Source organism: Saliphagus sp. GCM10025317, assembly GCF_042663665.1.
Classification (GTDB): Archaea; Halobacteriota; Halobacteria; order Halobacteriales; family Natrialbaceae; genus Natronosalvus.
Genome location: NZ_JBHTAQ010000006.1, coordinates 1 through 25,744, shown reverse-complemented (window position 1 = coordinate 25,744; position 25,744 = coordinate 1). Strand labels below are relative to the sequence as shown.

The 25,744-nt window shown below is 64.0% G+C and carries 25 protein-coding genes, 1 tRNA gene and 3 pseudogenes; 9 read left to right on the top strand and 20 right to left on the bottom strand.

Annotated elements, in window-relative coordinates:
- Nucleotides 1–241: 241 nt before the first annotated feature.
- Nucleotides 242–613: pseudogene (locus ACFQS4_RS14235) on the bottom strand (cyclase family protein); the annotation flags it as partial.
- Nucleotides 614–656: 43 nt separating this feature from the next.
- Nucleotides 657–1,382 carry an HD domain-containing protein gene (locus tag ACFQS4_RS14230; protein ID WP_497902070.1) on the bottom strand — a complete coding sequence of 242 codons (726 nt, stop codon included), beginning with the start codon at nucleotides 1,380–1,382 and terminating at the stop codon, nucleotides 657–659.
- A 169-nt stretch (nucleotides 1,383–1,551) separates the two neighbouring features.
- Here ACFQS4_RS14230 and ACFQS4_RS14225 point away from each other — a divergent pair, with 169 nt between their 5' ends.
- On the top strand, nucleotides 1,552–1,845 hold the full coding sequence (locus ACFQS4_RS14225; protein ID WP_254157076.1) for a PRC-barrel domain-containing protein: 294 nt from the start codon (nucleotides 1,552–1,554) through the stop codon (nucleotides 1,843–1,845).
- A 54-nt stretch (nucleotides 1,846–1,899) separates the two neighbouring features.
- Here ACFQS4_RS14225 and ACFQS4_RS14220 read toward each other — a convergent pair whose 3' ends face one another.
- Nucleotides 1,900–3,369, bottom strand: coding sequence for a DHH family phosphoesterase (locus ACFQS4_RS14220; RefSeq protein WP_500193801.1), 1,470 nt, complete (start codon nucleotides 3,367–3,369; stop codon nucleotides 1,900–1,902).
- Nucleotides 3,370–3,518: 149 nt separating this feature from the next.
- Between ACFQS4_RS14220 and ACFQS4_RS14215 the strand changes: the two genes are divergently transcribed.
- Both ACFQS4_RS14215 and ACFQS4_RS14210 read left to right on the top strand, forming a co-directional pair.
- A tRNA-Lys gene (locus ACFQS4_RS14215) sits at nucleotides 3,519–3,592 on the top strand.
- 352 nt (nucleotides 3,593–3,944) lie between these two features.
- Complete coding sequence (locus tag ACFQS4_RS14210) at nucleotides 3,945–4,694, top strand: peptidoglycan DD-metalloendopeptidase family protein (protein ID WP_497902068.1); 750 nt, start codon at nucleotides 3,945–3,947, stop codon at nucleotides 4,692–4,694.
- 200 nt (nucleotides 4,695–4,894) lie between these two features.
- Here the strand turns inward: ACFQS4_RS14210 and ACFQS4_RS14205 are convergent, their stop codons facing one another.
- Both ACFQS4_RS14205 and ACFQS4_RS14200 read right to left on the bottom strand, forming a co-directional pair.
- Nucleotides 4,895–6,265 (bottom strand): right-handed parallel beta-helix repeat-containing protein, encoded by a 1,371-nt coding sequence (locus ACFQS4_RS14205; RefSeq protein ID WP_500191520.1) that lies wholly within the window; start codon nucleotides 6,263–6,265, stop codon nucleotides 4,895–4,897.
- Nucleotides 6,231–6,812: a hypothetical protein gene (locus ACFQS4_RS14200; protein ID WP_500191518.1), complete on the bottom strand. Its 582-nt coding sequence runs from the start codon at nucleotides 6,810–6,812 to the stop codon at nucleotides 6,231–6,233. The genes ACFQS4_RS14205 and ACFQS4_RS14200 overlap by 35 nt, the downstream gene beginning before the upstream one ends.
- 458 nt (nucleotides 6,813–7,270) lie before the next feature.
- Between ACFQS4_RS14200 and dnaK the strand changes: the two are divergent.
- The 3 genes and pseudogenes from dnaK to ACFQS4_RS14185 all read left to right on the top strand — a co-directional run bounded on the left by dnaK (nucleotide 7,271) and on the right by ACFQS4_RS14185 (nucleotide 11,430).
- Nucleotides 7,271–9,186, top strand: a pseudogene (dnaK, locus tag ACFQS4_RS14195) (molecular chaperone DnaK).
- Nucleotides 9,187–9,390: 204 nt separating this feature from the next.
- Nucleotides 9,391–10,554 carry a molecular chaperone DnaJ gene (gene dnaJ, locus ACFQS4_RS14190; RefSeq protein ID WP_497902065.1) on the top strand — a complete coding sequence of 388 codons (1,164 nt, stop codon included), beginning with the start codon at nucleotides 9,391–9,393 and terminating at the stop codon, nucleotides 10,552–10,554.
- A gap of 108 nt (nucleotides 10,555–10,662) precedes the next feature.
- Nucleotides 10,663–11,430 carry a hypothetical protein gene (locus ACFQS4_RS14185; protein ID WP_500193799.1) on the top strand — a complete coding sequence of 256 codons (768 nt, stop codon included), beginning with the start codon at nucleotides 10,663–10,665 and terminating at the stop codon, nucleotides 11,428–11,430.
- 98 nt (nucleotides 11,431–11,528) lie between these two features.
- Here ACFQS4_RS14185 and ACFQS4_RS14180 read toward each other — a convergent pair whose 3' ends face one another.
- The gene (locus tag ACFQS4_RS14180) at nucleotides 11,529–11,930 is read right to left on the bottom strand and encodes a hypothetical protein (RefSeq protein WP_497902063.1); all 402 of its coding nucleotides are present in this window, start codon (nucleotides 11,928–11,930) and stop codon (nucleotides 11,529–11,531) included.
- 318 nt (nucleotides 11,931–12,248) lie between these two features.
- Here ACFQS4_RS14180 and ACFQS4_RS14175 point away from each other — a divergent pair, with 318 nt between their 5' ends.
- Entirely contained in the window at nucleotides 12,249–13,775 is a 1,527-nt protein-coding gene (locus tag ACFQS4_RS14175) for a DUF7289 family protein (RefSeq protein ID WP_497902062.1), read from the top strand.
- A 43-nt stretch (nucleotides 13,776–13,818) separates the two neighbouring features.
- Here ACFQS4_RS14175 and ACFQS4_RS14170 read toward each other — a convergent pair.
- The 3 genes and pseudogenes from ACFQS4_RS14170 to ACFQS4_RS14160 all read right to left on the bottom strand — a co-directional run bounded on the left by ACFQS4_RS14170 (nucleotide 13,819) and on the right by ACFQS4_RS14160 (nucleotide 15,800).
- Nucleotides 13,819–14,822 (bottom strand): annotated as a pseudogene (locus ACFQS4_RS14170) (ornithine cyclodeaminase family protein).
- A gap of 43 nt (nucleotides 14,823–14,865) precedes the next feature.
- Entirely contained in the window at nucleotides 14,866–15,081 is a 216-nt protein-coding gene (locus ACFQS4_RS14165; RefSeq protein ID WP_254157053.1) for a DUF8015 family protein, read from the bottom strand.
- A 281-nt stretch (nucleotides 15,082–15,362) separates the two neighbouring features.
- A complete protein-coding gene (locus tag ACFQS4_RS14160; protein ID WP_497902060.1) occupies nucleotides 15,363–15,800 on the bottom strand; it encodes a DUF3054 domain-containing protein in 438 nt (145 codons plus the stop codon).
- A gap of 160 nt (nucleotides 15,801–15,960) precedes the next feature.
- Here ACFQS4_RS14160 and ACFQS4_RS14155 point away from each other — a divergent pair, with 160 nt between their 5' ends.
- Entirely contained in the window at nucleotides 15,961–16,674 is a 714-nt protein-coding gene (locus ACFQS4_RS14155; RefSeq protein WP_497902059.1) for a J domain-containing protein, read from the top strand.
- Between the two features lie 3 nt (nucleotides 16,675–16,677).
- Here the strand turns inward: ACFQS4_RS14155 and ACFQS4_RS14150 are convergent, their stop codons facing one another.
- From ACFQS4_RS14150 to ACFQS4_RS14120, 7 genes are all read right to left on the bottom strand, one after another.
- On the bottom strand, nucleotides 16,678–17,298 hold the full coding sequence (locus ACFQS4_RS14150) for a toll/interleukin-1 receptor domain-containing protein (RefSeq protein ID WP_500193797.1): 621 nt from the start codon (nucleotides 17,296–17,298) through the stop codon (nucleotides 16,678–16,680).
- A gap of 8 nt (nucleotides 17,299–17,306) precedes the next feature.
- Nucleotides 17,307–17,777: a DUF8159 domain-containing protein gene (locus ACFQS4_RS14145; protein WP_500191510.1), complete on the bottom strand. Its 471-nt coding sequence runs from the start codon at nucleotides 17,775–17,777 to the stop codon at nucleotides 17,307–17,309.
- Between the two features lie 151 nt (nucleotides 17,778–17,928).
- Nucleotides 17,929–18,573 carry a triose-phosphate isomerase gene (gene tpiA / locus ACFQS4_RS14140; RefSeq protein WP_497902057.1) on the bottom strand — a complete coding sequence of 215 codons (645 nt, stop codon included), beginning with the start codon at nucleotides 18,571–18,573 and terminating at the stop codon, nucleotides 17,929–17,931.
- Between the two features lie 31 nt (nucleotides 18,574–18,604).
- On the bottom strand, nucleotides 18,605–19,942 hold the full coding sequence (locus ACFQS4_RS14135) for an ABC transporter ATP-binding protein (protein ID WP_500193795.1): 1,338 nt from the start codon (nucleotides 19,940–19,942) through the stop codon (nucleotides 18,605–18,607).
- Complete coding sequence (locus ACFQS4_RS14130) at nucleotides 19,935–20,990, bottom strand: ABC transporter ATP-binding protein (RefSeq protein ID WP_500193794.1); 1,056 nt, start codon at nucleotides 20,988–20,990, stop codon at nucleotides 19,935–19,937. Before ACFQS4_RS14130 ends, ACFQS4_RS14135 begins: the two co-directional genes overlap by 8 nt.
- Nucleotides 20,983–21,855 (bottom strand): ABC transporter permease, encoded by an 873-nt coding sequence (locus tag ACFQS4_RS14125; RefSeq protein ID WP_500193792.1) that lies wholly within the window; start codon nucleotides 21,853–21,855, stop codon nucleotides 20,983–20,985. The genes ACFQS4_RS14130 and ACFQS4_RS14125 overlap by 8 nt, the downstream gene beginning before the upstream one ends.
- A complete protein-coding gene (locus tag ACFQS4_RS14120) occupies nucleotides 21,852–22,220 on the bottom strand; it encodes a hypothetical protein (RefSeq protein WP_500191504.1) in 369 nt (122 codons plus the stop codon). Before ACFQS4_RS14120 ends, ACFQS4_RS14125 begins: the two co-directional genes overlap by 4 nt.
- 159 nt (nucleotides 22,221–22,379) lie before the next feature.
- Between ACFQS4_RS14120 and ACFQS4_RS14115 the strand changes: the two genes are divergently transcribed.
- Nucleotides 22,380–23,354, top strand: coding sequence for an ABC transporter permease (locus tag ACFQS4_RS14115; RefSeq protein ID WP_500191502.1), 975 nt, complete (start codon nucleotides 22,380–22,382; stop codon nucleotides 23,352–23,354).
- Here the strand turns inward: ACFQS4_RS14115 and ACFQS4_RS14110 are convergent.
- The 4 genes from ACFQS4_RS14110 to ACFQS4_RS14095 all read right to left on the bottom strand — a co-directional run.
- Entirely contained in the window at nucleotides 23,300–23,917 is a 618-nt protein-coding gene (locus ACFQS4_RS14110; protein WP_500193826.1) for a multiprotein bridging factor aMBF1, read from the bottom strand. The genes ACFQS4_RS14115 and ACFQS4_RS14110 overlap by 55 nt on opposite strands.
- A gap of 124 nt (nucleotides 23,918–24,041) precedes the next feature.
- Nucleotides 24,042–24,656, bottom strand: a complete 615-nt coding sequence (locus tag ACFQS4_RS14105; protein WP_497902051.1) for a CDP-alcohol phosphatidyltransferase family protein — start codon at nucleotides 24,654–24,656, stop codon at nucleotides 24,042–24,044.
- Complete coding sequence (locus ACFQS4_RS14100) at nucleotides 24,653–25,219, bottom strand: adenylate kinase family protein (RefSeq protein WP_497902050.1); 567 nt, start codon at nucleotides 25,217–25,219, stop codon at nucleotides 24,653–24,655. Before ACFQS4_RS14100 ends, ACFQS4_RS14105 begins: the two co-directional genes overlap by 4 nt.
- The coding region (locus ACFQS4_RS14095) for an aminotransferase class I/II-fold pyridoxal phosphate-dependent enzyme (RefSeq protein ID WP_500193790.1) at nucleotides 25,216–25,744 on the bottom strand (529 nt) is incomplete at its 5' end. The genes ACFQS4_RS14100 and ACFQS4_RS14095, both read right to left, overlap by 4 nt.

The window sequence follows — 25,744 nt, the reverse complement described above, 5'->3', positions numbered from 1 at the left end:
CGAACGGGGGCGCCGTCGGCGTTCGCGACCGCGAGCGGGTACGCGTGGACGGTGAACGCCTCGCCGGTGGGGAGCGCCTCGAGCCCCGAAGGTTCTCGAGGAGAACCCGGTCGTCGGCGAACATTGTACGGTGGAATGGGTAGCCGTCCGGTTCGTCCGGGGCGGGGTCGCTTCCTGGCGTCGGGTCGACGTTCATCGCGTCGATGCCGAGGTCGAGTTTGCGCTCGGCTAGCCAGTCGGCGGCCGACGCGGTCAGGTAGGGATGGTCGAACGCTCGATCGATTCCCCAGTGGGTTTCCCAGCCAGTTCGGCAGATGAGGAGGTCGGGGTCTCCGTCTACGTTCATACTTTCAGCCACCGTCCGCTCGAGGTCGCCCGCCCCGATCGGTTCTCGAGGCTCGAGCGGGCGGCAATCCGCGAGAACGGCCCGAAATCGGAACCGTTCCACGTCGAAGTGATCGAGCGTCGTGCCGTCCGCCCGCATGTGTGCGGGCGCGTCAACGTGCGTCCCCGTGTGAGAATCGAACGAGAGGTCCGTGGTCGCGTAGCCGTCGTCCGCGACGGTCGTCGCGGGTTCGACCGCGACCGGCGGCGAACCGGGGTAGACGGGCATGCCGGTCTCGAGTGGGTACGAGAGGTCGTGGACGGTCATCGACTCACGCTCCGTCCCCTTGCTCCTCGCTCGAGTCTTGCGCCAGTGGCTCGCTGCTCGAGTCGTGGTTGCTCGGCTCACCACTCACCTCGTCCTCGCCGCTCACCTCGCGCTCGAGCGTTTCGAGGAACGATTCGACGACCTGAGCGCGCTCCTCGGCGACGGCCCGCCCCTCTGGCGTGTACATTCGCTCGGGTAATCGAAGCAACTTCTTGTGAACGTGATTGACGCTGGTCGCGCCGGCGCGCGTGTCGTCCTTGGCCGGCGGGAGGCCGGGATCGTAAATCGTCGTTCCGAGTTCGCCCCCGTAGGAGAACGTGCGCGCGAGGCCGATGGCTCCGAGCGCGTCCAGGTTGTCGGCGTCCGAGAGGAGGCGTGCCTCGGCCGTCCGGGGGTCGACGTCGTTCGAGAAGCGGTGCGCGCGGATGCAGTGAGCGACGGCGTCGATCGACTCTGGAGGGTGGTCGACCGACTCGAGAATCGTCCGGGCCTCGCGGGCGCCCCACTCGGCGTGGTCGTCGATGGCGCCCGCATCTTCCTTCGGTCGGCCGATGTCGTGGAGAACCGCAGCCAACAGCAGTACGTCCTGGTCGACGTCCGTCCGTTCGGCAGCGAGGCGGCGCGCATTCGTTTCGACGCGCCTGACGTGGTGCCAGTCGTGGGCCGGCGTCACCGCGTCGTCGAAGTAGGTTCTGGCGACGGGACGAACCCGCTCGAAAACGTCGTTCATGGGCACTCGTTCGTGGCCGCCGACAAAATCGTTCGGGAACGGCTGCCGGGTCATCCTCGACCGGCCGCGCGAACTCGGGAGCTCGAGTGATCGAGTGACCGACGAACACCCACTCGAACGCCGGACTGTCTGACTAAGAATTAAGAGTCCGCCGTGCATGGGTGGATACATGGACGACACTCCACAGGAGATTACCTCGCTCGTCGGACGCGAGGTCTACTCGAACAACGGCGTCTTCGTCGGCGAAGTCGAGGACCTGCGACTGAACGTCGGCGGCGAAGCCGTCACCGGACTGGCACTGGGGGGACTCAACTACGAACTCTTCGGCGACGAAGTCACCACCGCTCGCGGCGTCATTCTGCCGTACCGGTGGGTACGATCCGTCGGCGACATCATCCTCGTGACCGACGTCGTCGAACGCGTCAAGGAACCGGACGAGGAAGAAGACGAACTGGTCGCGTAGGCTGGCGGTACGCGGATACGGATACGGACACGGACGCGGTTCACAAACTCGCTTCTATCTCTCCCGACGAGAACGGGCCGTCCAGCTCCCGTTACCTTCGCCCTCGACGCCCATCGCGTCGAACAGTGTTCGCTTCACGGCCTCCTCGGTCAGCGTCAGGAGCGTCTCGCGCGTGTCGTCGGAGATTTCGATTCCCGTGAAGATCCCGAGGGGAATCTCCGCGCTGGCTTGCGTCGAGTGGCCCGCCGTCTCGCCAATCTCGCCGTAGGCGTCGGCCAGCACGCTCCCGATGTTCATTCGGATGTCCTTCGAGCGAGCGGCGAGGAAGATGGTCTCCTCCGCCACCCCGAAGACGGCCGTCGTCGTCACGCCTTCCAGGTTCAGGAGGTGGCTCGCGGCCTGCATCAGCGCCTCCCGGTCGCGGACGAAGCCAGCGTTCGAGACGAGGTGGCTCCCCTGGACGTCCCGATTCGCGATGGCCTCGGCCAGCACGTCGAGCGTCTCGGGCGACATCGAGGGCGACTCGACTTGCTCGAGCGTGTCGTGGTTCGCGAAGGGATAGAGGTATGCGGCAGCAGTCAGATCGGCCGGCGTCGTGTCGCGCTTGAAGTCGAGGGTTTCGGCGCGGATGCCGTAGAGCAGCGCCGTCGCCACTTCCTCGGAGACGTTCATGTCGAACTCCTGGATGTACTTCGTCATGATCGTCGAGGTCGAGGACATGTTGGGTCGAATGTCGGTAAAGAAGGGCTCGAGACCCTCCTCGGGCTCGGCGTGGTCGATTAGCACGTCGACCTCGAGCGTGAGGTCCTCGGTGCTCGTGTGGTCGACGAGCGCGACGGTGTCGTAGACCGACTGGTCCTCGACGTCGTCCCACTGCAGAAGGTCGATGCCGAGTAAGTTGACGAACGCCCGGTTCTCCTGGTGGCCGATATCTCCGAGATAGATGATGTCGGATTCGATGCCGAGGTGGGCCGCGATCGCCTGCAACGCCGCTCCGCTGGCGATCGAATCGGGGTCGGGACTGGGCTGGGTGAGGATCGCCAGCCGTCCCGTCGTCTCCTCGAGCAGGCCCGCGAGGGTCGCGGCGTTGTGCTCGAGTTCGCCGGACTCGAGGGCCCGCAGCGCGGAGTCGGCGATAACTGTCGAGGGGTTGATGACGATGTCGGCCCCGAGGTCGGCGAGTTCGTCGCCGGAGACGGGATCACTCGCGCGCGCGACGATGAACTGGTCGCCGTTGACGTTGCGAATGTGCTCGACGGCCTGTTTGTTGGCCTCGACGTCGGAGGCGAGGATGAGGACGACCGAGCGGTCGGCGACGAGGTTGGCAGCCTCGACCTCGCGAATGTCGGCGGTTCTGGCGTCGAGGTCCTGGTCACGGAGGGACTCGACGCGGTTTTCGTCGCGGTCGATGATCAGGACGTCTTTTCCCTGCTCGGCGAGTTCCTCGGCGACGGCGTAGCCGACGCTCCCGCACCCGAGGATCGCGTAGTCCGAAATCGACGAAATTGTAACCCCCGTACTCATGTGACAGTCCGGTTGAACCGACTGTACTTAACGTTCCCGAAGACGGTTACGGTTGTCGTTGCACTGTCCGGCCGATGGCGTGTCCGTGCGTGCCACATTGCTTCCTAAAGGAAACCTATTTGAGCGGCGGGCAAAAACTCGAATGTACAGGGCCGGTAGCTCAGTTAGGCAGAGCGTCTGACTCTTAATCAGACGGTCGCGTGTTCAAATCGCGCCCGGCCCGCTATCCTGTCGCGAACAAACCCGTGAGCGACAGGTACTGGATCCGGCGGGATTTGAACGCAGGGAGTGAAGCGAAGCGGAACGACCGTGTGTTCAAATCGTGCCCGGACCGCTTTCTGCGCTAGCGTATCGGACTCCGATTCAAGCGCTACCCTGCGGAAGAGAGACGTTCTGAGCCACAGAGGAAATTCGGGCCTGATGAAATCCTCGAGGTGCGACGTGTTTTCACAGTATCACTGAAGACACAGCGCGAATCTATCAATAGTTGAATGTCTATTAATTAGAAATTTATATAATAGAGGTGTCAAAAACAGTAACTATTAAACATGCACGACTATATTTTGTGTCTGGCTATGTCGCGAAAATTCAGCAGGCGTTCAGTCGTCAAATCGATCGGAATTGCCGCGACCGGAATCACCGGAACCGCGGCCCTGAGCGGTTCGGCGAGCGCGTTTAGCGACGGCGAGCGCGTCGAAGTTACCGCGAGCGCACTGAACACTCGGGAACAACCCGGCACCGACTCACCAATCGTCGCCACACTGAACAACGGCGAGGTCGGCGAGATTATGAACGGACCGATCGACAAGGACGGCTACCGGTGGTGGGGAGTCCACTGGCTCGACCGGAACGTGTGGGGCTGGTCGGTCGAACGGTACCTCCAGTCCACCTCCGGCGGTGGTTCGGAATCGGACTTCGACTGGCCGATTACCGGATACATTACGTCTCCGTACGGCGCTCGTCCTGGTCACTACGCAGTGGATTTCGGCGCTAACGGCAACATCGGCGAACCGATTTACGCGGCCCACAGCGGCGTCGTGGACGTCCGAAGTTACCAGGCGGATGGCTGTGGCTATTACCTCAAACTGGGGCACGGAAATGGCTACCAGACGATGTACTGCCACTTGAACAGCTTCGACGTGGTGCAAGGAGAGAGCGTCGCGCGTGGTCAGAAGATTGGTGGCATGGGCGACACCGGTAATTCGACCGGTCCTCACCTGCACTTCACGATCGAACGAAACGGCAACCACCTCTCGATTCCTGGCTACGACGGCGAAACCGTCACTGCAGGCACCAGAATACCGAAAGACTATCCCGATATCTGAACTTACAGCCTGCCGTAGTGTCAGTACTAGGTGAACCCACTGAGGCCGTCAGTGACGTTCGAGGGCTAAAGCGGTTTTACTAGCCGGTATCCGGATCCTACCGTCGGTACACCGTTTCTGGTTCTCTCGAGGAACCGGGAGAATTCGACCTCGGGAGAGTTTAACTGGAGAAAACGAGAAATGACCGCGATTATCGATGACTACAACCGGTTCGTGTTGACTCTGATGCCGTTGACGTACACGCAGAGGTCGTCCGTCGAGTCGACTTCGAAGGTCTCGATCTCGCCCGTGTAGTGCCATTCCGTCCACGAGCCGGTAAGGTACCAGTCGACCTCGCCGTCGCCATACTGCTCGCCTTCAGTCACGTAATGGGCGATCGACTCGTCCGGACGGATGTCACCGCTGACAGTGATCCGGTAGTCGCACTCGCCCTCGAGTCGAATAGTCTTCTCCGCCGATCCGGTGTCGTTGGACGCCCCGAGATCGTCCGGGTTCACCTCCTCTCCGTCGAGGTAGACGGTGAGCTCCTCGACGTTCTCGAGTTCGAACGCCTCGATCTCGCCGGTGAAGTACCACTCCGTCCACGAGCCGGTGAGGTACCAGTCGACCTCGCTGTCCCCGTACTGTTCGCCCTCGGTTACCCACTGGGCGATCTCGGGTGCCGGTTGGATGTCACCGCTGACGGCGATTCGGTACTCAGCTTCGCCCTCGAGACGGATCGGCGTTCCGTCGGGTTCCGTCGTCTCTTCTTGTTCGTCGTCGTTCCCAGGATTTTCGTCGTTCGTCTCCTCCGGTGCCCCGTCGCCGTCCGGGACCGGACACGTCCCGTTATTCGAGATGCCGCTCGTGGCCGGGCTTCCACTGATGGACGTTCCGGTGACGTTGATCGTCGAGTTCTCGATCTGAACGTCGCTCGAGTTCCGAACGCGGATGCCGTCTCCGGCTTTCTGAAGACAAAGATTGCGCAGTCGAGCACCGCTCCGACCGCTGAGGTAGATGCCCGCCTTCGAGGAGTCGCCGGTGATTGAGACGTTCTCGATGACTGTCTGTCCTGAGCCGCCCTCGGCGAGCTGAACAGCGTAAAAGTTGCTATCCTGGCGAATCACGCAATCGCGGATCTCGATTCCCTCGTGGGAATTCGACGTATAAATCGCGTGGGCACCACTCGGATCGCTCATCACGAACTCACAGCCTTCGATGGTGATGTCACCCGAAGTCGAGCTATTCGAGTTGATCCAGATACCGCGCGCCGCGCTCGCACCAGACCATCGTGCCGGTGGGGCTTGCGACTGGTTGAACACGGTATCTCGAACCGTCGTGTTCCCACCGATTCTGATACCCGTGTTCGTGTCCTCGAGGTAGCAGTTGTCGATCAACAGGTGACCGGGCATGTTGTGGAAGTACATCGAGTTGTTCGCGAAGCCCGAGACCGCTACGTTTCGCAGCGTCAGGTCACCCTCGGAGCCGACGATTTGTAGTCCGCCGCGATTCGACGAGTCGTCGACGGCCGCAGAGCCGTCCATCGCGCGGACGTTTTCAACGAGCCCCTGGGTGCTGCGTTCGGCGTCCATGTAGAGGAGCCGAGTTGGCGCGACTCGAGGGGTCGCTCATCCGCCCGACGAACTCGACGTTCCTGAACGTCCAGTCGCCGCCGTGAAGGAAGTTGACTGGGGCCGCGCCATCGGCGGACAAGTCGATGTCGATGCCGTCGATGGTCCAGCCGTTGCCCGTCAGGTGGAGGTACCCCTCGGTGACGTGGGATGGAACGACGAACGTTGCGTCCTCGCCAACCCACGTCCAGTTGTCCGCCCCGTTCCGGAAGGAATCGAGACGATACTCTCCTGGTGGAAAGTAAATCGTCGTACCATTCTCATGAACGGACTCGAGAACGTCGTTGATCGACGTGTTCCCGGAATTATCCGCACCAGCATCGACGATGTTGACGTCGGCTTCGGCGTCAGTGGCGGCCGCCGCCGTTCCTGCCCCGGCGACTAGGCCAACGGCCGAGCCAGCGAGTTTGAGATACGAACGCCGATGGAGGATTCCATCAGTCGTTTGGCGTTGATTACGTTTAGGTAGCTGATCGCTACTCGAGTCGACCGGAGTGTCGCGTGCCATACAGTCAGGGGACTTTACCAATGATACATAAACTTTCTCGTCCAATAATTGGGCATTTGTTGTGATATTCAACGGTGTGTGAATGAATAGCTATTAATTAAGCCGTACATGAAAGAACTCTTGAGCTAATGTAAGTCGTCTCTGCGTCCGATTAGCATCGAAATACTCGATGCCCCTGAATGGAATTCTACGAAGATCGGACTGTTCTCGACGTTGTTCTCTCGAGGCGAACGAACCTGTTTAATCCGCATTACAGACCTTGATAACGGTCGTTCGACGAGTACCATCACTTCGATAGGAATACCGTCTTCTCGAGAACGAGTCGACATCGTCCCACCGACCGTCTATCACTCGTAGGCCACCGCAATCCGGCGAGCACGCCGCTAAACGTGGATTATATTCGCCACCTCGAGTCGTGTAGTAACCTTTAAACCAAAGTGCGCACAAATGGGGACCAGATGGCGAGTAACAAGATTCTCGGAATCGACCTCGGGACGACGAACAGCGCCTTCGCGGTGATGGAAGGCGGCGATCCGGAGATTATCGTCAACGCGGAGGGCGACCGAACGACGCCCTCCGTCGTTGCGTTCACCGATGACGACGAGCGCCTCGTCGGCAAACCGGCGAAGAACCAGGCGATCCAGAACCCGGAGAAGACCATCGCGTCGATCAAGCGCCACATGGGCGAGGAGGACTACACCGTGGAGATCGAGGGCGAGGAGTACACGCCCCAGCAGATCTCGGCGATGATCCTCCAGAAGATCAAGCGCGACGCCGAGGAGTACCTCGGTGACGACGTCGAGAAGGCCGTCATTACGGTCCCGGCGTACTTCTCTGACACCCAGCGCCAGGCGACCAAAGACGCCGGCGAAATTGCCGGTTTCGACGTCGAGCGCATCATCAACGAGCCAACGGCCGCGTCGATGGCCTACGGTCTCGACGACGACTCCGACCAGACGGTTCTCGTCTACGACCTCGGTGGCGGTACCTTCGACGTCTCCATCCTCGACCTGGGTGGCGGCGTCTACGAGGTCGTCGCGACCAACGGGGACAACGACCTCGGTGGCGACGACTGGGACCACGCGATCATCGACTGGCTGGCCGAGGAGTTCGAGGACGAACACGGTATGGACCTCCGCGAGGACCGACAGGCCCTCCAACGGCTCAAGGACGCCGCTGAGGAGGCCAAAATCGAACTCTCCTCGCGCAAGGAGACCGAGATCAACCTGCCGTTCATCACGGCCACCGACGACGGCCCCATCCACCTCGAGAAGTCCCTCACACGCGCGAAGTTCGAATCGCTCACCTCGGATCTGATCGAGCGCACGGTCGAACCGACCGAACAGGCCCTCGAGGACGCGGGATACGAGAAAGAGGACATCGACGAGGTCATTCTCGTCGGCGGTTCGACTCGGATGCCTCAGGTCAGCGAACAGGTCGAGGAGTTGATCGGCGAGGCGCCCCAGAAGAACGTCAACCCCGACGAGGCCGTCGCGCTGGGCGCAGCGATCCAGGGTGGCGTGCTGGGCGGCGAGGTCGACGACATCGTCCTGCTCGACGTCACCCCCCTGAGCCTGGGAATCGAGGTCAAGGGCGGCCTCTTCGAGCGCCTCATCGAGAAGAACACGACGATTCCGACCGAGGAGTCGAAGATCTTCACGACCGCGGCGGACAACCAGACGTCCGTCCAGGTCCGGTCTTCCAGGGTGAGCGCGAACTCGCGAACAAGAACGAGATGCTCGGCGAGTTCCACCTGACCGGTATTCCGCCCGCGCCCGCGGGAACGCCCCAGATCGAGGTCACGTTCTCCATCGACGAGAACGGCATCGTCAACGTGAGCGCAGAGGACAAGGGAACCGGCACCAGCGAGGAGATCACCATCGAGGGCGGTGCCGGACTGTCGGACGCCGAGATCGAGCGCATGCAGCGCGAGGCCGAGGAACACGCCGAGGAGGACAAGCAGCGTCGCGACCGTATCGAGGCTCGAAACACGGCCGAGGCGACGATCCAGCGAGCCGAAACGCTCCTCGAGGAGAACGACGACGTCGACGACGACCTCCGCGAGAGCATCGAGGCCGCGGTCGACGATCTCGAGGAGACGATCGACGATTCGGACGCCGACGCCGAGGCGATCGAATCGGCGACCGAGGACCTGAGCACGGAGCTTCAGGAGATCGGCAAGCAGATCTACCAGGAGGCGGCTGCGGCGGGTGCCGGCGGCGCTGGTGGCGCAGGCGGTGCGGGCGCCGCTGGAGCCGGCGCGGGCATGGGTGGCGGCCCGAACCCCGGCCCCGGCGGTGCGGCTGGCGACGACGAGGGCGAAGAGTTCGTCGATGCCGACTTCGAAGACGTCGACGAAGAGGACGAAGACTGAGGCGGTTTCGTCGTTTCGTCAGATTGCCTCTGACGATGTCGACAAAACCGACGAAAGCGAGGAGGAACGCAGAAAGCTAATCTGAACCGACCGTCAGCGATCAGCTGATTTTCGCTGTCTCGCTTTCACGACTCTATCCTCGCTCGAGCAGTGAACGCAGAACGGTCGTTTCAAGTGTCTCAACGGTATACCAGTGGATAACGAATGAGCGAGGACTTCTACGACGTGCTCGGCGTGAGCCAGGACGCCTCCGCCGAGGAAATCAAAAAGGCGTACCGGAAGAAGGCCACGGAGTACCATCCGGACGTCAGCGACGATCCGGACGCCGAAGAGAAGTTCAAAAAGATCCAGAAGGCGAAGAAGGTGCTCACCGACGAGGAGAAGCGCCAGGCCTACGACCGGATGGGCCACGATCGGTACGAACAGGCTGAGAAACACGGGTTCGATGCCGGCGGTGGTGGCCCAGGCGGCATGGGCGGCGATCCGTTCGGCGGCATGGGCGGTATGGGTGGCATGGGCGGCGGCCTCGGCGACATCTTCGAGCAGGTTTTCGGCGGCGGTGGCCGCGGCCGCGGTCGCAACCGGCCCCGCAAGGGCCGAGACCTCCGAACGGGCCTCGAGATCGACCTCGAGCAGGCGTTCGAGGGCGTCCAAAAGCAGTTCACGGTCGAGCGCCCCGAGGCGTGTGAGACCTGCGACGGCGAGGGCCATCCGCCCGAGGCCGAGGCGTCGACCTGTCCGGAGTGTCAGGGTCGCGGGCAGGTAACCCAGGTCCAACAGACGCCGCTCGGCCGGGTCCAGCAGACGACGACCTGTCCCCGGTGTGAGGGCGAGGGGACGCTGTACTCCGAAACCTGCGACGACTGTCGCGGCGAGGGGTACGTTCGCAACGAGGCCTCGCTGTCCGTCGAAATTCCAGCGGGCATCGACGACGGCCAGACCCTCCGGATGGAGGGCGAGGGCGCCCCGAGTCCGAACGGGGGGCCCCACGGCGACTTGTTGATCGACATCTCGATCGCCGACCACCCCGAGTTCGAACGCGAGGGCGACGACCTCCACTACCAGTTGCCGATCTCGTTCCCGCAGGCCACCTTCGGCAACAGCGTGCAGGTGCCGACGCTCGAGGGATCAGTTGAATTCGAGGTGCCGAAGGGAACCCAGAGCGGGGAGACGTTCCGCCTCGAGGGCAAGGGGATGCCGCGCCTGCGGCGGTACGGCCAGGGGGACCTCTACGTCCGCGTGCAGATCGTCACGCCGGAGTCGCTCAACGACGAGCAGCGAGAGGCGCTCGAGGCGTTCGCCGAGGCTGGCGGTGAGGAAATCGAGGTGAGCGAGGGCTTCTTCGAGAAGATCAAGCGGAGTTTCTAAGTTCTCGTTTCTCGAGTCTCTCACTTCTCGTCTCTAATTCCTACATCCCTTCCCCCGAACCCACGCGAAAGTGACGGCGCTTTTGTAATCGCGGTGAGTAGGTCGGGTATGGAAACGCTGGCTGCGTGTTTCGAACGCGAACGACGGAGCGAGCGGCCGGCACTCGAGGACGCAACCGGTCGAACGTACGACGCCCACTGGCTTCGTACCTCGGCGTGGAAGGCCGGGAACTTTCTGCGCCACACGGGCGTTCGCCGGGGCGTCACCGTCGGCGTCGTCGGATCGGGTCCGCTCGCGCTACTCTCGTTTTTCGGGACAGCGCTGCTCGAGTCCCGGACCAGGTTCGATCCGCCCCACGACCTGGGAGGGAGCGAGGATCTGCGAACGCTCGTCGCGCCGGTTAGCGACCTCGGGGAATACGCCCTCCCCGAAGGTGCTCAGCGAGTCGGTTACGGCGAGCGCCCCGACGATCCAGGAGTCCGTCACCTCGAGAGTGGTCTCTGGAGCGAGAACCCATCGTTTCCGCCGCTCGAGATCGATCCCGGGACGCCGTTGCTCGTCGACGGCCGGCGCAGGTACAGTCATCTGACGGTACTCGAGACGGCTACCGATGTCGTCGACGAGTGGGGGCTCGAGACTGGCGATCGGGTGGCGCTGCGGGCGCCTCTTTCGGATCCGCGAGCGGTCGTCGGGGGCGTCGTCGCGCCGCTGCTCGTGGATGCGGTCACCGTGCTCTCCGATTCGGATTCGGATTCGGATTCAGAGCCTCCGGTCGACGACGTCGATACGGACGTCGACTTCGTCGTTACGACCGAAGACGACCGCTCTCGCACAGCTGGCCCGGTACGGTCACTCTCTGCGATCCAACTCGAGTAGACGGCGTTCGATATTCTCGACCGTTCGAGCACTCGAGCGCTCGACTGTTCTGCGTGGTTGGTTGAGTCGATCGTATCCGCCCTGGTCGACGTCAGCCGTCAGCCGTCGGTCGGCGGGACGTACCGCTCGGCCGGCGTTCGTTCGCGACTGAACGCGGTCGACGCGAACACGAGCGCCAGCACGCTACACGAGCCACCGAGAACACCCACGACTAACGCGAAGGTCCCCGACGCGATCAGCGCCAGGACGAGTAACATCGGAGCGAGCGTCCCGACCGCTAGCCCAAGGACGAGTCGAAACGCACTGCGCATTCCGAGATTCCCTCTGAGGAACGCGAGGAGGCCCCCGTAAATCGACACCGGGCCGGCCAGCAGGACGAGGCCGGCCAGCAGGAGGCGGACGGTCGGGGCGAACAAGGCGAGTCCGCCGGCGACGACGAGTACCATCGCTCCCGCCAGTCGACGTGAACGGTCGCCGCTTCCCGTCTCACCTCGAGCCACGTCCCGTCGGTCGTCGAATGCGTTCCTAACCGTTTCGATTCGTGGCCCGACGAACCTGGTCGGACACTGACCTCGAGGCTCGGATAGAGCGATGAGACGATAATTGATTTCGAGAACGCGGATACACTATGCTCGAGGACACCCACAACATTTATGTCCAGGAACTGGAACGTATGGGAAACATCATTATCGGTGACGGTCATGAATGCGTGTATGACTCAATTGCTCCATCAGCCCGGGGGAGGGAGGGAGCACGCCGGGCGGTCCGTGGGGACGGCGAAACCGCGATCAACGTAGCGTTCTATCGCGAGGCACGCGATGATCGACCGCGCCGACCGAGGGCTAACGCCGGTACTCGCCCTGACGATCATCATCGGCATGGTCGCCGTCGCCAGCATCGGCATCGTCCTCGTGGGAACCGGGGCCCTCACGACGTCGTCGGACCAGCTCGAGGACGAACGCGTCGAACAGTCGTTCGTCAACCTCGGCTCGGAACTGAACACGGTCGCCGCCTCGAGCGACGACACGCGGTCGGTCGCGCTCGGCCTGGCAGACGCCAATGGCGGCGTCTCGCTCGTGGAATCGGGCCACATTACGGTGACCGCGTCCGGACTCGAGGACCCCATTATCGACGAACCCATTCGGGCGATCGAGTATCGCGACGGCGAGACGGTCGTCGCCTACGAGGGCGGTGGCGTCTTCCGCGGCACGGGCGCCCAGGCGAGAATCGTCTCCGCGCCACAGGCCGAGTATCGCCAGGACGCCTTCCGGCTGCCGATCACGCGACTCGAAGGCGTCGAATCGGTGTCGAACGACCGGGTTCGTCTCTCGAAAGTGCGGAGCGATCGGCCGAGCCACGATATCCCGAGCGTCGCGGGCCGGTTCGTCACGATCACGATCGAGAGCCCGTACTACGCTGGCTGGGCGGCCCACTACGAGCGACAGGTTGGCGACCAGTACGTGACGGTCGACCACGCGAACCAGACCGTCGCCGTCCTCCTCGGACAACCCGATCCCGACGGGTCCTACGACGGAGCGGTCACCGCCGTCGGGGACGTGCTCGATAACGGCGGGAACCCCTCCGTGAACGGCTCTATCTCGGCGACCGGAAACGTGAGTATCTCTTGCGAGGCGCCTGCCAACTGTACGGGCGGCGAAGAAGTGGACCTTCGGCCGCTCGACGACGACATCGCGTACCTGTTCGAGACGTCGGCGGAGGACGCCCGATCGATCGACGGATCGACCCTCGAGAACGGGACCTACTACGCGGACGAGTTGCTTCGAGACGACGACCTCGAGGTCGATCTGAGCGAGGGGGACGTGACGGTCCTCGTCGACGGGAACATCGGACTCGACAACGCGAAAATCGAGGTCGTCGACGGTGCGGGAACGGATCACGTTGCGAGGGTCTACACGACCGGCGACGTAGCCATGGGAGGCGGTAGTGGCGGCGTCACCGTCGAATCCGACGATCCCCAGCGCTTCCAGCTCTACGGAACCTCGGAGATGAAGTTCGCGATCGGCCAGGGGACGTTCACGGGAACCATCTACGCGCCACGGGACGAACCGGCCGAGGGGACGAACGAACTCGTTGACGAGTACCTGAACAACGCCGACTGCTCGCCCGAGGCCGACTGGGCCGACGTCTGCATCGGAACGGGGAGCGTCGACTTCACGGGATCGATCATTTCGGGGCCAATGTCGATCGCCCAGAACGCGGAGTTGACGTACGATCGGTCGCTTTCGACCGTCGAACCGACGATCGCGATCCCACCGGAGCACCTGCCACCGAAACTCAATCATCTGACGGTCGTCGTCCACGAGGTAGCCGTCGAGAGCGAGTGACGAGTAACCGGTCGTTCGCTCGACCGCTCTCTCGCCGTTTGTTTCAGGAACGTCGCCCAGTCAGCGCTTCGCTCGCGGGTGCGAACGAAATGGTCGACCCAAGTCCCTCCTCCGTCGCCCGTTCGTACAGCATCGCCGCGGCCGCGACGGTTTCGATCCCGGTCCCTCCACTGTCGAACACCGTGATCTCGTCGTCACTCGTTCGCCCAGACGCCTCGCCAACCACGATGTCGCCCAGTTCGGCGTGAACGTGATCTTCGGCTATCGCGCCGCCTCGAGCGCCGCGAGAAACGAGCCTGCGTCGTAGGTCGCCCGGTCCCGAAGGTCGGGAACGTAGGTGGCCCGTTCGATCGTCTCCACGTCGAGTTCGCGCTTCTTCGGGTGATACTGCCCCATCGCCGTAACGTGGGTTCCGGGCTCGAGCAGCGAGCCGTCGAAGACGGGTTCGCTCGCCGTCGTCGCGGTGATCACGACGTCGGCACCCTCGACGGCGGCGGCGCTCGAGTCGACGGCCGTGACGCTGGCGGCGAGCTTGTCGTCGAACTCGGCAGCGAACGCCTCCCGATTGGACGCCGTCGGCGAGAAGACGCGAACAGTCTCGAAATCGCGAACGGTCGCCGTCGTGTGGACCTGTCCGCGTGCCTGCGGGCCAGTGCCGATCACGGCGAGCGTGGTGGCGTCCTGGCGAGCGAGTTCGTCGACGGCGACCGCGCCGGCGGCGCCGGTCTTGAAGGGGTTCATGTGGGCGCCGTCGAGCAGGGCGATCGGTTCACCGCTGTCGGCGTCGAACAGCGGCGTGACGAACCAGGCGTCGCCCGATCCGAACCCGGCGCTGTACATGTAGCCTCCCATCGCGCCGGTTTCCGGAAGGACGGCGGAGTAGGTCGTCAGGAGCCCACCTGGGTCGGCGCGAAAGAGTTTGGTTCGGGGTTTGGCGGATGCGCCGGCGCCGCGCTGGCGGTAGCCGTCTCGAACGGCAGTAACGTAGTCTGCGGGCGAGGCGAGGCCGACCGTCTCTTCGCTGGTGAGAAACAGGACGTCGGTCATACTCCCACGAGGAGACTGAGAGATAAAAACCGCGTGGCTGGGGTTACTCGGAGTTGACTCTGGGGCGCGTGGCTGGGGCGTCCTCGACGGAATCGACGGGACCGTTGACGAACATCGCGTGACCGATGACGCCGATTGCGACGGTAGCGCTAATCGGGACCGCAGCCGTCAACGAGACGCCGACGACGGTCAGGGCAGCGGTGATACCGAGCAGTGCGACCGGGATAAGTCCGAGAACAATGTCATAATAGCCAGCCATAATCTATTACATTCTATGAGGAATAGGCATATAAGCGTTTCCCATAATTAGCCGATATTGAATTTGTCCCTGATTCAGATAGAGGGGGGATTATCCTCGTAACTTATCGAGTGGTTCCAATCGGCAAAAGTGGCCTGGGTCGAAATCCCCTCTCAAAACCGATATTATCGAGCTCAGTGCACACTCGAGCCGTGAACGGCCGGTTTTAAATCGTCGATCGCTTCGACAAACGATTTGATCCGGGTCGACCTGCACTCGAGGCCCTCGTTTCTGACCGGGGGTCACTCGAGCCAGCCCGCATTACGGAGCCCCACCGAGAGCCCGATGCGCCAGATTCCGAGCACGAGCAGCCCAATGGCGGTGATGACGACGTTGAACGCCCACAGCGCATTGCCGTCGAAGAACGGCGACGAGCGAAGAATGAGGCCGACGTTCGCCCCGCCGAGCCACGCGACGGTGGTGACCACGGCGGCGGTCTTCGTCGACGCGATCGCACGTCGAGCGTACGCGCCAGCCAGGAGGGCGACGACCGTCCAGCCGACGAGAAACGGCAAGGCGGTCTCGAGGGCGGCTCCCGGTTCGCTTGCGATCGGCAGGCCGTGCTGGCGTCGGCCGGTCATCATGATCGCCGTGATGAGGGCGAGGTCGACCGCCCCGACTAGCGCGATAGCTCGCTGTCCAGGACGATCGGTATCGAAGACGGTAGGTAGCGCTCCCATGTTCATCGGTCCGAGCGGAGCCCGTATTGGTGTCACGGTTTCTGGACCTGGCGTCGCTATCGCTGGGTTCGCTCGGTAACGCCCGTCGCTCTCGAACCGTCCGTCGTGCGATTCAGGAGATGACTACAATAATATAGTTCGAATACAAACGATGTGACAGATGGCTGTGGTCGACCAACGCCGTGAACGGTGTGATGGGTGTGGACGGGCCGTCGCGCTCGAGAACCTGACCACCGTGACGATGCCGGACGGAGAACGGCTGGCGTGCTGCCCGACGTGTGCGCCCCACGCCCGCGAGGCCGCCCGGAAACTCGAGTCGATCGACCGACCGCGCGGGACGTGCGATGGCTGCCACTCGAGCGTTTCGCGAAACGATCTCGAGGACGTCGTTTTACCCGACGGAACGGTGATCACGTGCTGTCCCGACTGTCTCGAGGAGGTTCCCGGTCACGGGGATGCGGGAAGCTCCAGGTCGGGAAGCTTTACGGCGGAAAGTTCCGAGGCGGAGGACGGCAATGGGGCCGCACCCGCCGACGAAGCGACGGAGACGACCCACCTCGCGACCCGTCGAACGCTCTGTAGCCAGTGTCACGAGTACGTCGACGAAGAGCTCTATCACGTGACGACGATCGACGGCCGGACCGAGGAGATGTGTCCGGACTGCAAGGCGCTGGCCGAGGAGAAAAGGGTCGTCAGCAGCGTCGAGATGCGCGAGTCTGAGGCGCGGGAGATCCTTCGTGTCGACGACGACGCGACGAGTCAGGAGCTTCGCGAGGCATTCTTGACCCAGATCAAACACGCCCACCCGGACAAGAAGAGCGGCAGCGAGTCGGCGTTCAAACTCGTCAAAGAGGCTTACGACCGGCTGAAGTGACTGTCACGCTGTGCGTTCGAGGCCGTCCATACGCCTGACGAACCCGATCGTCGCCGGATCGAAGGCGTAGGCGGCGTCGCAGACCTCGCAGGTGGCCTCGAGTAACTGACCGTGTTCCGAGAGTTTCCAGAGTTTCGTCTGGCCCTGCGTGATGTCTAGCGTGACCGGGTGGCCACAGTCCGGAACAGTACACGGGAATCGGACGTACCAGTTGGGGACTGACAGTGCTCCGAGCGGAGAGAGTTCGCTCCGAAGCCGGCAGAGCAGGTTGAAGATCGTGAACGAGAGGTTCTCACGATCGATGGCGACTCCTTCGACGTCGGCGATGAACCCGCCGCGGAACGCCTCCTCGTCGTACAGCGGGAGAACCGGAATGCCCTTCGCGAGCGCGTAGCCGATCTCCTGGTTGACCCAGTTGCTGGTCGCCGACGCCTCAGTGAGTACGGCGACGACGACGTCGCTGTTGGCGAGTCGGCCCTCGAGTCGCTTGCGCGTTCGACCGGATTCGATCTCCTCGAGGGCGATGTGGACGCCGAACGGGAAGTTCTTGACCGTCGAGAACAGTTCCTGCACGAGGTCGAGGTCGACGGGTGCGTGGGAGACGAACACCTGCTCTCCGGTCATCAGTAGCTCTACGGAACCGAAGACAGCAATCCGTAATGAATGTAACTACTTCTTATCCCCGGCGTGAGTAATTGTATCGAGAACGAGGTCCGAAAATTCGAGTTCGAAGAGTTCGTCCCCAGCTGATCGAACCACTCGCGTTCGACTCGCCACGTCCCGCGCCGGTCCCCGTCGGTGGATCGAGAGATTGCCTCGAGCGTTCCTGGCTCCCACTCGCGCTCCTCCGCGACCGTCAGGACGATTCGAACGACGGTACTGACCTCGTGGGTGGTCACGCCCGGTACGTCGTGCACCATTTCGTACTCGAGTCGCGTTCGGTCGTCGGTTCGCTCGAGCGAATTGACGTAGACGCCCTGGCCCATTAGGCGGTTCTCGAGGGTAACCTCGAGTGGGTGCGCGTCGGACGTGTCGTCGGGATTCGAGTTCGCGTTTGCGTTCGCGGGCGAGTGAGAGTGTGAGTTCCGGTCATCGTCGCTCATCGGTGATGCCTCGAGTTCACGTTCGGTGGGGAAAAGGTATCGGGCTCTGGCGGTGCTGTCACTTTGGCTCTCGTCCGTATTTCCGTTCTCGTTCTCGTCCCTGGTCTCGTTGTCGTCTTCATCCTCGTCCCCATTTCGCTTCCATCCCCGCTCACAGCGGCTCGACCAGATCCGCGAGCGCCGCCGCGGGGTCGTCGGCTTTGGCGACGCCGCTGGCGAGCAAGACGCCATTCGAGCCGAGGTCGGCTGCGGCGACGACGTCCTCGCCGGTACTGATCCCCGCGCCACAGAGCACGGTGACGTCCTCGTCGACCCGAGCGGCGGCGTCGACGGCGTCCTCCACGACGTCCGGATCGGCCTGGCTGACCGGCGTCCCGGTGCCGATCAGTTCCGGCGGTTCGACGGCGACGGCGTCGGGGCCGAGCGCCGCGGCCGCCCCGATCTGGGCCGGGTTGTTCGCACAGACGACCGTCTCGAGGCCGGCACGTTCGGCCGCCCGGATCGCGCCGTCGACGTCGGCGAGTTTCAGGCGGCGCTCGGAGTGGTTGATCAACGTGCCCACTGCGCCCGCATCCGCGACCGCCTCCGCGAGCGTGTGCCCAGTGTTGCTCCCGTAGTCGATCGGATCGACGTGCTGGGCCCAGGTTTCGACGCCCGTCTCGGCGACTCGCTCGAGGTGGGTCGCCTGCGGGGCGACGGCGATGCGAGCGTCGGTCGTCTCGTCGACGTCACGCGCGGCTTCGGCGACGGCGACGGAGTCACACGGATACGTCTTGAGGTTGATCAGAACGAACATGCTCGAGAGGAGGCCCTCGCGACCAAAATAGTTACCGAGTGGTCGTCGTCTCGAGGTCCGTCTCGGGCTCGCCGGGTACCGACGGATCGTACCGGTGGCAGGCGACCGGTCGGCCCTCTGTGCGGGTCTCGAGCGTCGGCGACTCGCGCTCACAGACGGTTTCGGTCGGTGCCGCGAGGTGGTCTCGAGCCATTACGAGGTCGCCGTCGTCGATGGATTCGACGGTCGCCGTGAGCGCCGCCTCGAGGTCCGGATCCGCGAGTTCCGCGGGCAGATCGAACCTCGATCGAACGGCGTCGTCGGTGGCGGGGACAGACTCGATGGTCGCAGGACCGTTTGTACCGTCCGACTCGGGCCCGGCGACGGCGGCCCGCACGTCGTCCGCGGTCGTCCAGTCGTTCTCGAGCCGAAAGCGGAACCGCACGAGTCCTCGCCACTGGTCACGAGGGATCGTTGCGTCGGCAGGCGGGATGATCGCCGGACACCGGGGATGGAACCGACAGCCGGACGGCGGGTCGGACGCGTCGGGGAGGTCGTCGGTCAGGGACTCGACGCTGGAGCGCGACGCGTTCGGGTTGAGGCTGGGAATCGACGACACGAGCAGTTGCGTGTACGGGTGGCGAGGGTCCTCGAAGACGTCGTCGACCGCCCCGGACTCGACGATTTCGCCGAGGTACATTACCGCCGCCCGGTCGCAGAACCGACGCACGAGCTCGACGTCGTGACTGATGAAGACGATCGCGACGTCGAACTCCCGCTGGAGACGTCCCAGCAACTCGAGGACGTCGGCCTTGGTTCGGCCGTCGAGCGCGCTCACCGGCTCGTCGGCGACGAGCAGATCCGGGTTCAACACCAGCGCGCGGGCGATGGCGATGCGCTGTTTTTCCCCGCCGGAGAACTCGTGTGGGTACTGGTCGGCCGCGGCGGCGGAGAGCCCGACGCGCTCGAGCGTGTCCTCGACGACGTGTCGGCGCCGCTGGGAACCGTGCAAGCCGTGGATGCGGAGGGGCTCTTCGACTGACTCGCCGACTGTCCGACGCGGGTTGAGCGCCGAGTCCGGGTCCTGGAGCACGAGCTGTGCGCGTCGGCGAAAGCGACGCAGTTCGTCGTCGTCGTACGCGCGAACGTCGTCGCCGTCGAACCGGACCTCGCCACCGGTCGGCTCCTCGAGACGGAGTACCGACAGCGCGGTCGTGGATTTCCCGCAGCCGGATTCGCCGACGAGCCCGAACGCCTCGCCGGGCTGGACGTCGAAGCTCACGCCGTCGACGGCCCGAACGGTCCCGACCTCGCGCCGAAGGAGCCCCTTGGTGATCGGGTAGTGCTTCTCGAGGTTCCTGACCGAAAGCAACGGATCCGCCTCAGTCATCCTCGGTCACCCCTTCCCCGCTAGCGCCGAAATCGGGAACAGTGTCGAGGACCGTTCTCGCATCTTGTCGGTTGCCGTGGTAGATGCACGCCGCACGGTGGTCTTCGACGCCGGCGACCGGTTCGAACGGCGGTTCGTCGGCGCGACACGCCTCGACGGCGTGTGGGCACTCCCGACGGAAGCGACAGCCGTCCGGCGGAGCCGGTTCGTCACCTCCGACAGTATCAGTACGGCGGTCCGGCCCGTCCGCCCTACCCTGCCCCACGAAATTCCGGAACAACGACTGCGTGTAGGGGTGTCCCGGTCGCTCGAGGACGGCCTCGACCGGCCCGCGCTCGACGGCGTTCCCGGCGTACATGACGACGACGCGGTCGGCCAGCGAGGCCACGACCCTGAGATCGTGGGTGACGAGCAACATCGTCAGCGCTCGCTCTCGTCGGAGGTCGTCGATCAGGTCGATGATTCGGGACTGAATCGTGACGTCCAGTGCGGACGTCGGTTCGTCGGCGATGAGCAGGTCGGGCTCGGTGGCCAGGGCGATGGCGATCAGGACGCGCTGGCGCATGCCGTCGGAGAATTCGTGGGGATACGCGTCGAGTCGCTCCGCCGGTCGCGAGAGGCCGACGGTCTGCAGCAGGTCGATCGCTCGCTCTCGCGCGATCTCGTCGCTGACGTCTCGGTGGAACGTGATCGCCTCGACGAGCTGATCGCCAACGGTGTACACCGGATCCAGCGCGTTCTGGGCGTTCTGAAAGAGATAGGCGATACGGTTGCCGCGAATCGATCGAAGTCGGCTTTCGTCGGCCGAGAGCAACTCCTCGCCCTCGAACGTCACGGATCCGGAGACGTCGACCTGCGAACTCGAGACCAGACCAGTGATCGAATCACAGGTCAGCGTCTTCCCGCTCCCGCTCTCGCCGACGAGGCAGACGGTTTCGCCGGGCTGGACGTCGAAGCTCACCCCGTCGACGGCCCGAATGGGACCGTCGGCGGTCGCGATGTGAGCGTGCAGGTCGTCGACGGAGAGCAGTGGATCTGTGTCAGTCATGAGTCCCCCGTGGATCGAGCGCGTCTCGCAGTCCGTCGCCGGCCACCTTGAACGCCGCGACCGTCAGTCCCAGGGCGATGGCGGGGAACGTCGAGACCCACCACGCGTCGAGCGGGGACGCCCTGAACAGCCCCTCGCCCATCGTCATGCCCCACGACTGGAACGTGGCGTGGAACCCGAGGAACGCGAGCGCCGCCTCTGTCAGGACGAGCACGGCCATCAGGTGGAACGCCGCCGGGATCACGCTATTGGTAATGTTCGGCAGGACGTGTCGTCGCAGGACGTACGGCCTCGAGGCCCCGAGCACTCGAGCGGCGAGGACGTACCCTTCCTCGCGTCGTTGTAGCGTCTCGCTCCGGACGATACGGGCGATCCCGCCCCAGGATAGCAGGCCGAACGCGGCGAGGAGGACGAAAAACGAGTCCCCGATGAACAGGTACGCGATCATGTAGATGACGATCGCTGGGATGCTGAGCTGGACGTCGACGTAGCTCATCAGGAGGTCGTCGACGGAACCGCCGTAGTACCCCGCGAGGAGACCGACGATCGTCGCCAGCGGCACGATAATGCCGGCCGTGACGAGCACGGCGTAGGCCACAGGTCGAGCGCCGACCACGAGGAGGTCGACCATTTCGTACCCCCAGCGGTCGGTTCCGAGCACGTACTCCCAGCTCCCGTGACACTGCTGTTCGTATATCGTGTCCCCGGTAACCATGCCCACGCAGTCTTTTCCCGTTTCCAGGTAGGAACCGCTGAAGCCGACCGGCGGCTGGAGTTTGTCGGTTCCGGCCGTCCCCGAGTATAACGTCAGCCGGGGCTGGAACCCCGTTATCATCGTGTAGAGCGCGGTAAGAGTGACGATCACGAGAACTGTGAGGGTCGCGACGGTTGCCCACCGTCGTCGAAGTCGAGCGAGGAGTCGCCGCCGCGGGACGGATCGAGGACCATCGGAACGGCGCCGTAGGCGACGATCACGGCCAGGGCGAGCAGTAGCAGCCAATCTTCGGGGCCGACGTACCATCGAGCGACGAGATAGATGCTGTCTCTCCAGCGGTAGTAGAGGTACGCCAGCCCGACGGTAAGGACGCCGATTACAAGCGCGATTCGTTCGGGCGAAAACCGGCGCTTCGACGAGTCGACCCGATTCCAGTCGATTCGCTCGAGCGCCGCGACGTCCGTCTGCCCCGACGGTTCGTCTCTGGCGGATGCGTTCGATCCCGGTTCCGTCATTGCGAGTCGTGCAGGAACCTGTCGCCTCCGCGAATAAGTGTTTCTGTTCCATCACGACCGCAACACTCATATTTCCCTGGCTGGCATGTGTGCAGTACTCGTGATTCGCGACTCCGTCATCACGTCTGGTCCACTCGCAGGTGACCGCCAGTGAGAGTGGTGCGAATTCTGGCTCGGCGTCTGGCACTGGGAGCGATCGCCGCCTGGGCCGTGCTCACGGTGATGTTCGCGCTGTTCGCCGCGACCGAAGACTGGGTGCTCGACAGGCAACTCGCGCTCGCGGCCTACGGCGGTGCCGATCCCGACAAACTCGAGTCCATTCGCCAATCGTACCTCGCGGACCGAGGGCTCGACCGACCGCTCACCGAGCAGTACGTCGACTGGATGAGGAACATGATCACCCTGGAGTGGGGCGATTCCTTCCAGAGCGGCGAGGCAGTGTTTCCGCTGGTCCGCGAGGCCACCCTCGAGACGGCGCTGTACGTCGTCCCGGCGATCGTGCTGGCGACGACGCTCGGGCTGACCGTCGGCGCCTACGCCGCGATGAACGTGCGCTCGATTCGCGGCGACGGAACCATGGGTATCGTGTATCTGCTGTTCGCGATCCCGAACTTCTGGGCCGGCTTCCTCATCCTGAGCGCGTCCGCGACTGCCGCTGCCGCCTTCAGTTGGGGCAGCGAATTCAACTACATCACGGTGACCGAGTTGCCGTTTCTCTACGGGCGGGTCCTCCCGGTCGTCCTGGTTACGACGACCCTGCTCGCTGCCATCGTCAGTTACGCTCGAGCGTACGCTCGCCAGTACTACACCGCGGACCTCACCAAACTCGTTCGCGCGAAAGGCGGTGGGCGGCTCGACGTCGCCAGACACGTGTTGCGAAACGCGGCGATCCCGTTGCTCTCGCTCGTGTTCGCGGAGACGCTCGCATTGCTCGCGATTTCGGTGATCATCATCGAGGCCGTGTTCGGCATCGGCGGGATCGGCTCGCTCTTCTACAACGCCGTCTGGACGCGCGACCTTCCCGTCATGATGGGCGTGACGGTCGTCATCGTCGCCTTCGGCGTCGTCGGCAACGTCGTTCAGGACCTCGCGTACTCGCTGCTCGACCCTCGAGTGGACACCGGGTCGCAGTGAACAACACCGGCGATCGGGAAAATGTTGGTCGGCGCTCGATCAATCCTTTCGCTTGACGACGTCACCAAGCGTGTAACTCCCGCTCGAGGAGCCACCCTCCCAGTCGCTGTCCTCGCTCGACCCGGATCCGCCGGTGAGGCTGATCTCAGGAATCGCTCGAGTTTGCTCTGGACCCGGTCGCTGGGCAGGGTATCCCCGCGCTCGAGTTTGCGGATCAGACTCGCTTTCTCGTTGAGTTCGTTCGCGAGGTCGGACTGGCTGAGGTCCTTCTTCTCTCTCGCCCGCCGGATGCGGTCGTCGTAGTCGGTGACAATCTCGTCCATCTCGTCGAACATGTCTCGGCGACGCGAGCCACCGGACCCCGAGGAGCGACCGCCGCTCGAGGACGTGTCGCTGGACCCCGACCCGGATCCCGATCCAGAGCCCGTCGAGTACTTCGTCGACGTGCTCGAGGATGAGGCGGTCTTCACCTCGGTGCCGAAGTCGGTACAGTTCGAACACACGTCCAGCTTCGCGCCTTCGACTTTGATGGTCTTCGGGGACGACGTCTCGGCGCCACACATCTCGCACTGAACCATGGTCGGGTCTAACGCACCACGCGTGATAAAGGGTACGGCGCCAGCGATCCGGACGGGTCGTATCGAACTCGATACCCGCCCCGGACGAGGGGTCGGACCTTGTCAGACGCTACTCGAGCGCGCTCCAGGAGTAGAAGAACCGCTGGAAGGCCGTCAGGTGGCCGACGACGGCGAGGAAGACGAGCAGCCAGCCGACGAGCGAGAGGCCACCGGCGTCGAACGACTCGAGAGGATAGGCGAGGAAGCCGACGATTCCGATGATCGCCAGCCGGTCGGCACGGCCGACGAGCCCGCCGTAGACCCGGTCGAGGCCCACCGCCTGGGCCTGGGTGCCGAGGTAGGAGGTCATGACGACGCCCGTAACCGCCAGGAAGCCCAGCCAGTAGTCGCCGACGCCGGCGGCGAGTCCACCGATGATCACGATGTCGGCGTACCGGTCCAGGACGTGATCGAGCAGGTCCCCCGCGGGGGAGGAGACGCCCTGGGCTCGAGCGAGTGCGCCGTCGATGATGTCGAACCAGCCGTTCAGGAAAACGAGGGCCGCGCCGACGGCGTACCAGACGGGGTGGGCGACGCCACCGAGGTAAAACACGAGGCCCGCGGCAATCGCCACGAACCCGGCGATAACGCTCACGCCGTCGGGACTCATTCCGACCCGGTCGAACCCACGGACGAATGGATCCAGGAACCTCGAGATGTACGGTCGGAACTTATCGAGGGTCATGTCAGGTACCCCACGAAGTCGACCTCGCCGACACTCGGCGCTCGTGTGCCCCGGACGACGGCCTCGAGTTCGTCGGCCACCGCGGCGGGCTCGCGGTCCGTGGTGTCGATTTCGTACACGGACTCGAGTCCGTGGCGGTCGACGGCCTCCGAGAGGATGACGTCGAGCGCCTCGCTCTCTGCGTTCTCGCGAGCCTTAGCCGCACTCTCACCGCGCTCTCTCAATCTGTCCTCGAGCACTGTCGGCTCACACCGCAAGACGGCGACGCGATCGGCCGGCAGGTGATGGGCGAGGTGCGACTCGATCAGGACGTCGTCTCGCTCCGCGAGTCGCTCCTCGAGGGCATCCAGGTCGGCGACCTTGCTGTCGCGCTCTTCGTCGACGGCCGTGTACAGCCCCTCGCGTTCGAGCAGGTCGTTGAGGTGGATCACGTCGTAGTCCTCGAGTCGGTCCTCGTGGCGATCGCCGAGTTGGTGCTCGTGGCGATCACCGAATCGATCCTCGAGGATCGTCGTTGCCGTCGTCTTCCCCGTTCCCGGGGTGCCGGTAACTGCGACTCTCACGCGCCGTTCACCTCGGTTGGGATTCCGCCGTCAGCGCCGAGTTCGCGCTGGTGCCCTCGGTCCTCGAGCACCTCGTTGAGCGTCTCGACGGCCCGTTCGGTTTCGGACGGCGTACCGCAGGTGATGCGAACGCACTCCGGCAACCCGAAACTCGTACAGTCGCGGACGATCACGCCCCGCTCCTGCATCGCCTCGGCGACCGGCGTCGCCTGCCCGACGTCGACGAGCACGAAATTCCCGTCGCTCGGCCAGACGTGGGCGTCGATTTCCTCGCGCATGGTCGCTCGAGCCTCGGCGACGGTCTCGACCGTCCGCTCGACGTGTTCGTCATCCTCGATGGCGGCCAGGCCGGCCCGGCAGGCGAGTTCGCTCGCGGCGAACGGGGTGTTGACGCGGGCGTAGGCGTCAGCCCACGCGTACGGAACGATTGCGTATCCGAGTCGCAAGCCCGCCAGGCCGTACGCCTTCGAGAACGTCCGGAGAACGGCGACGTCGTCGCGGGCGTCGAACCCGTCGCGACCCGAG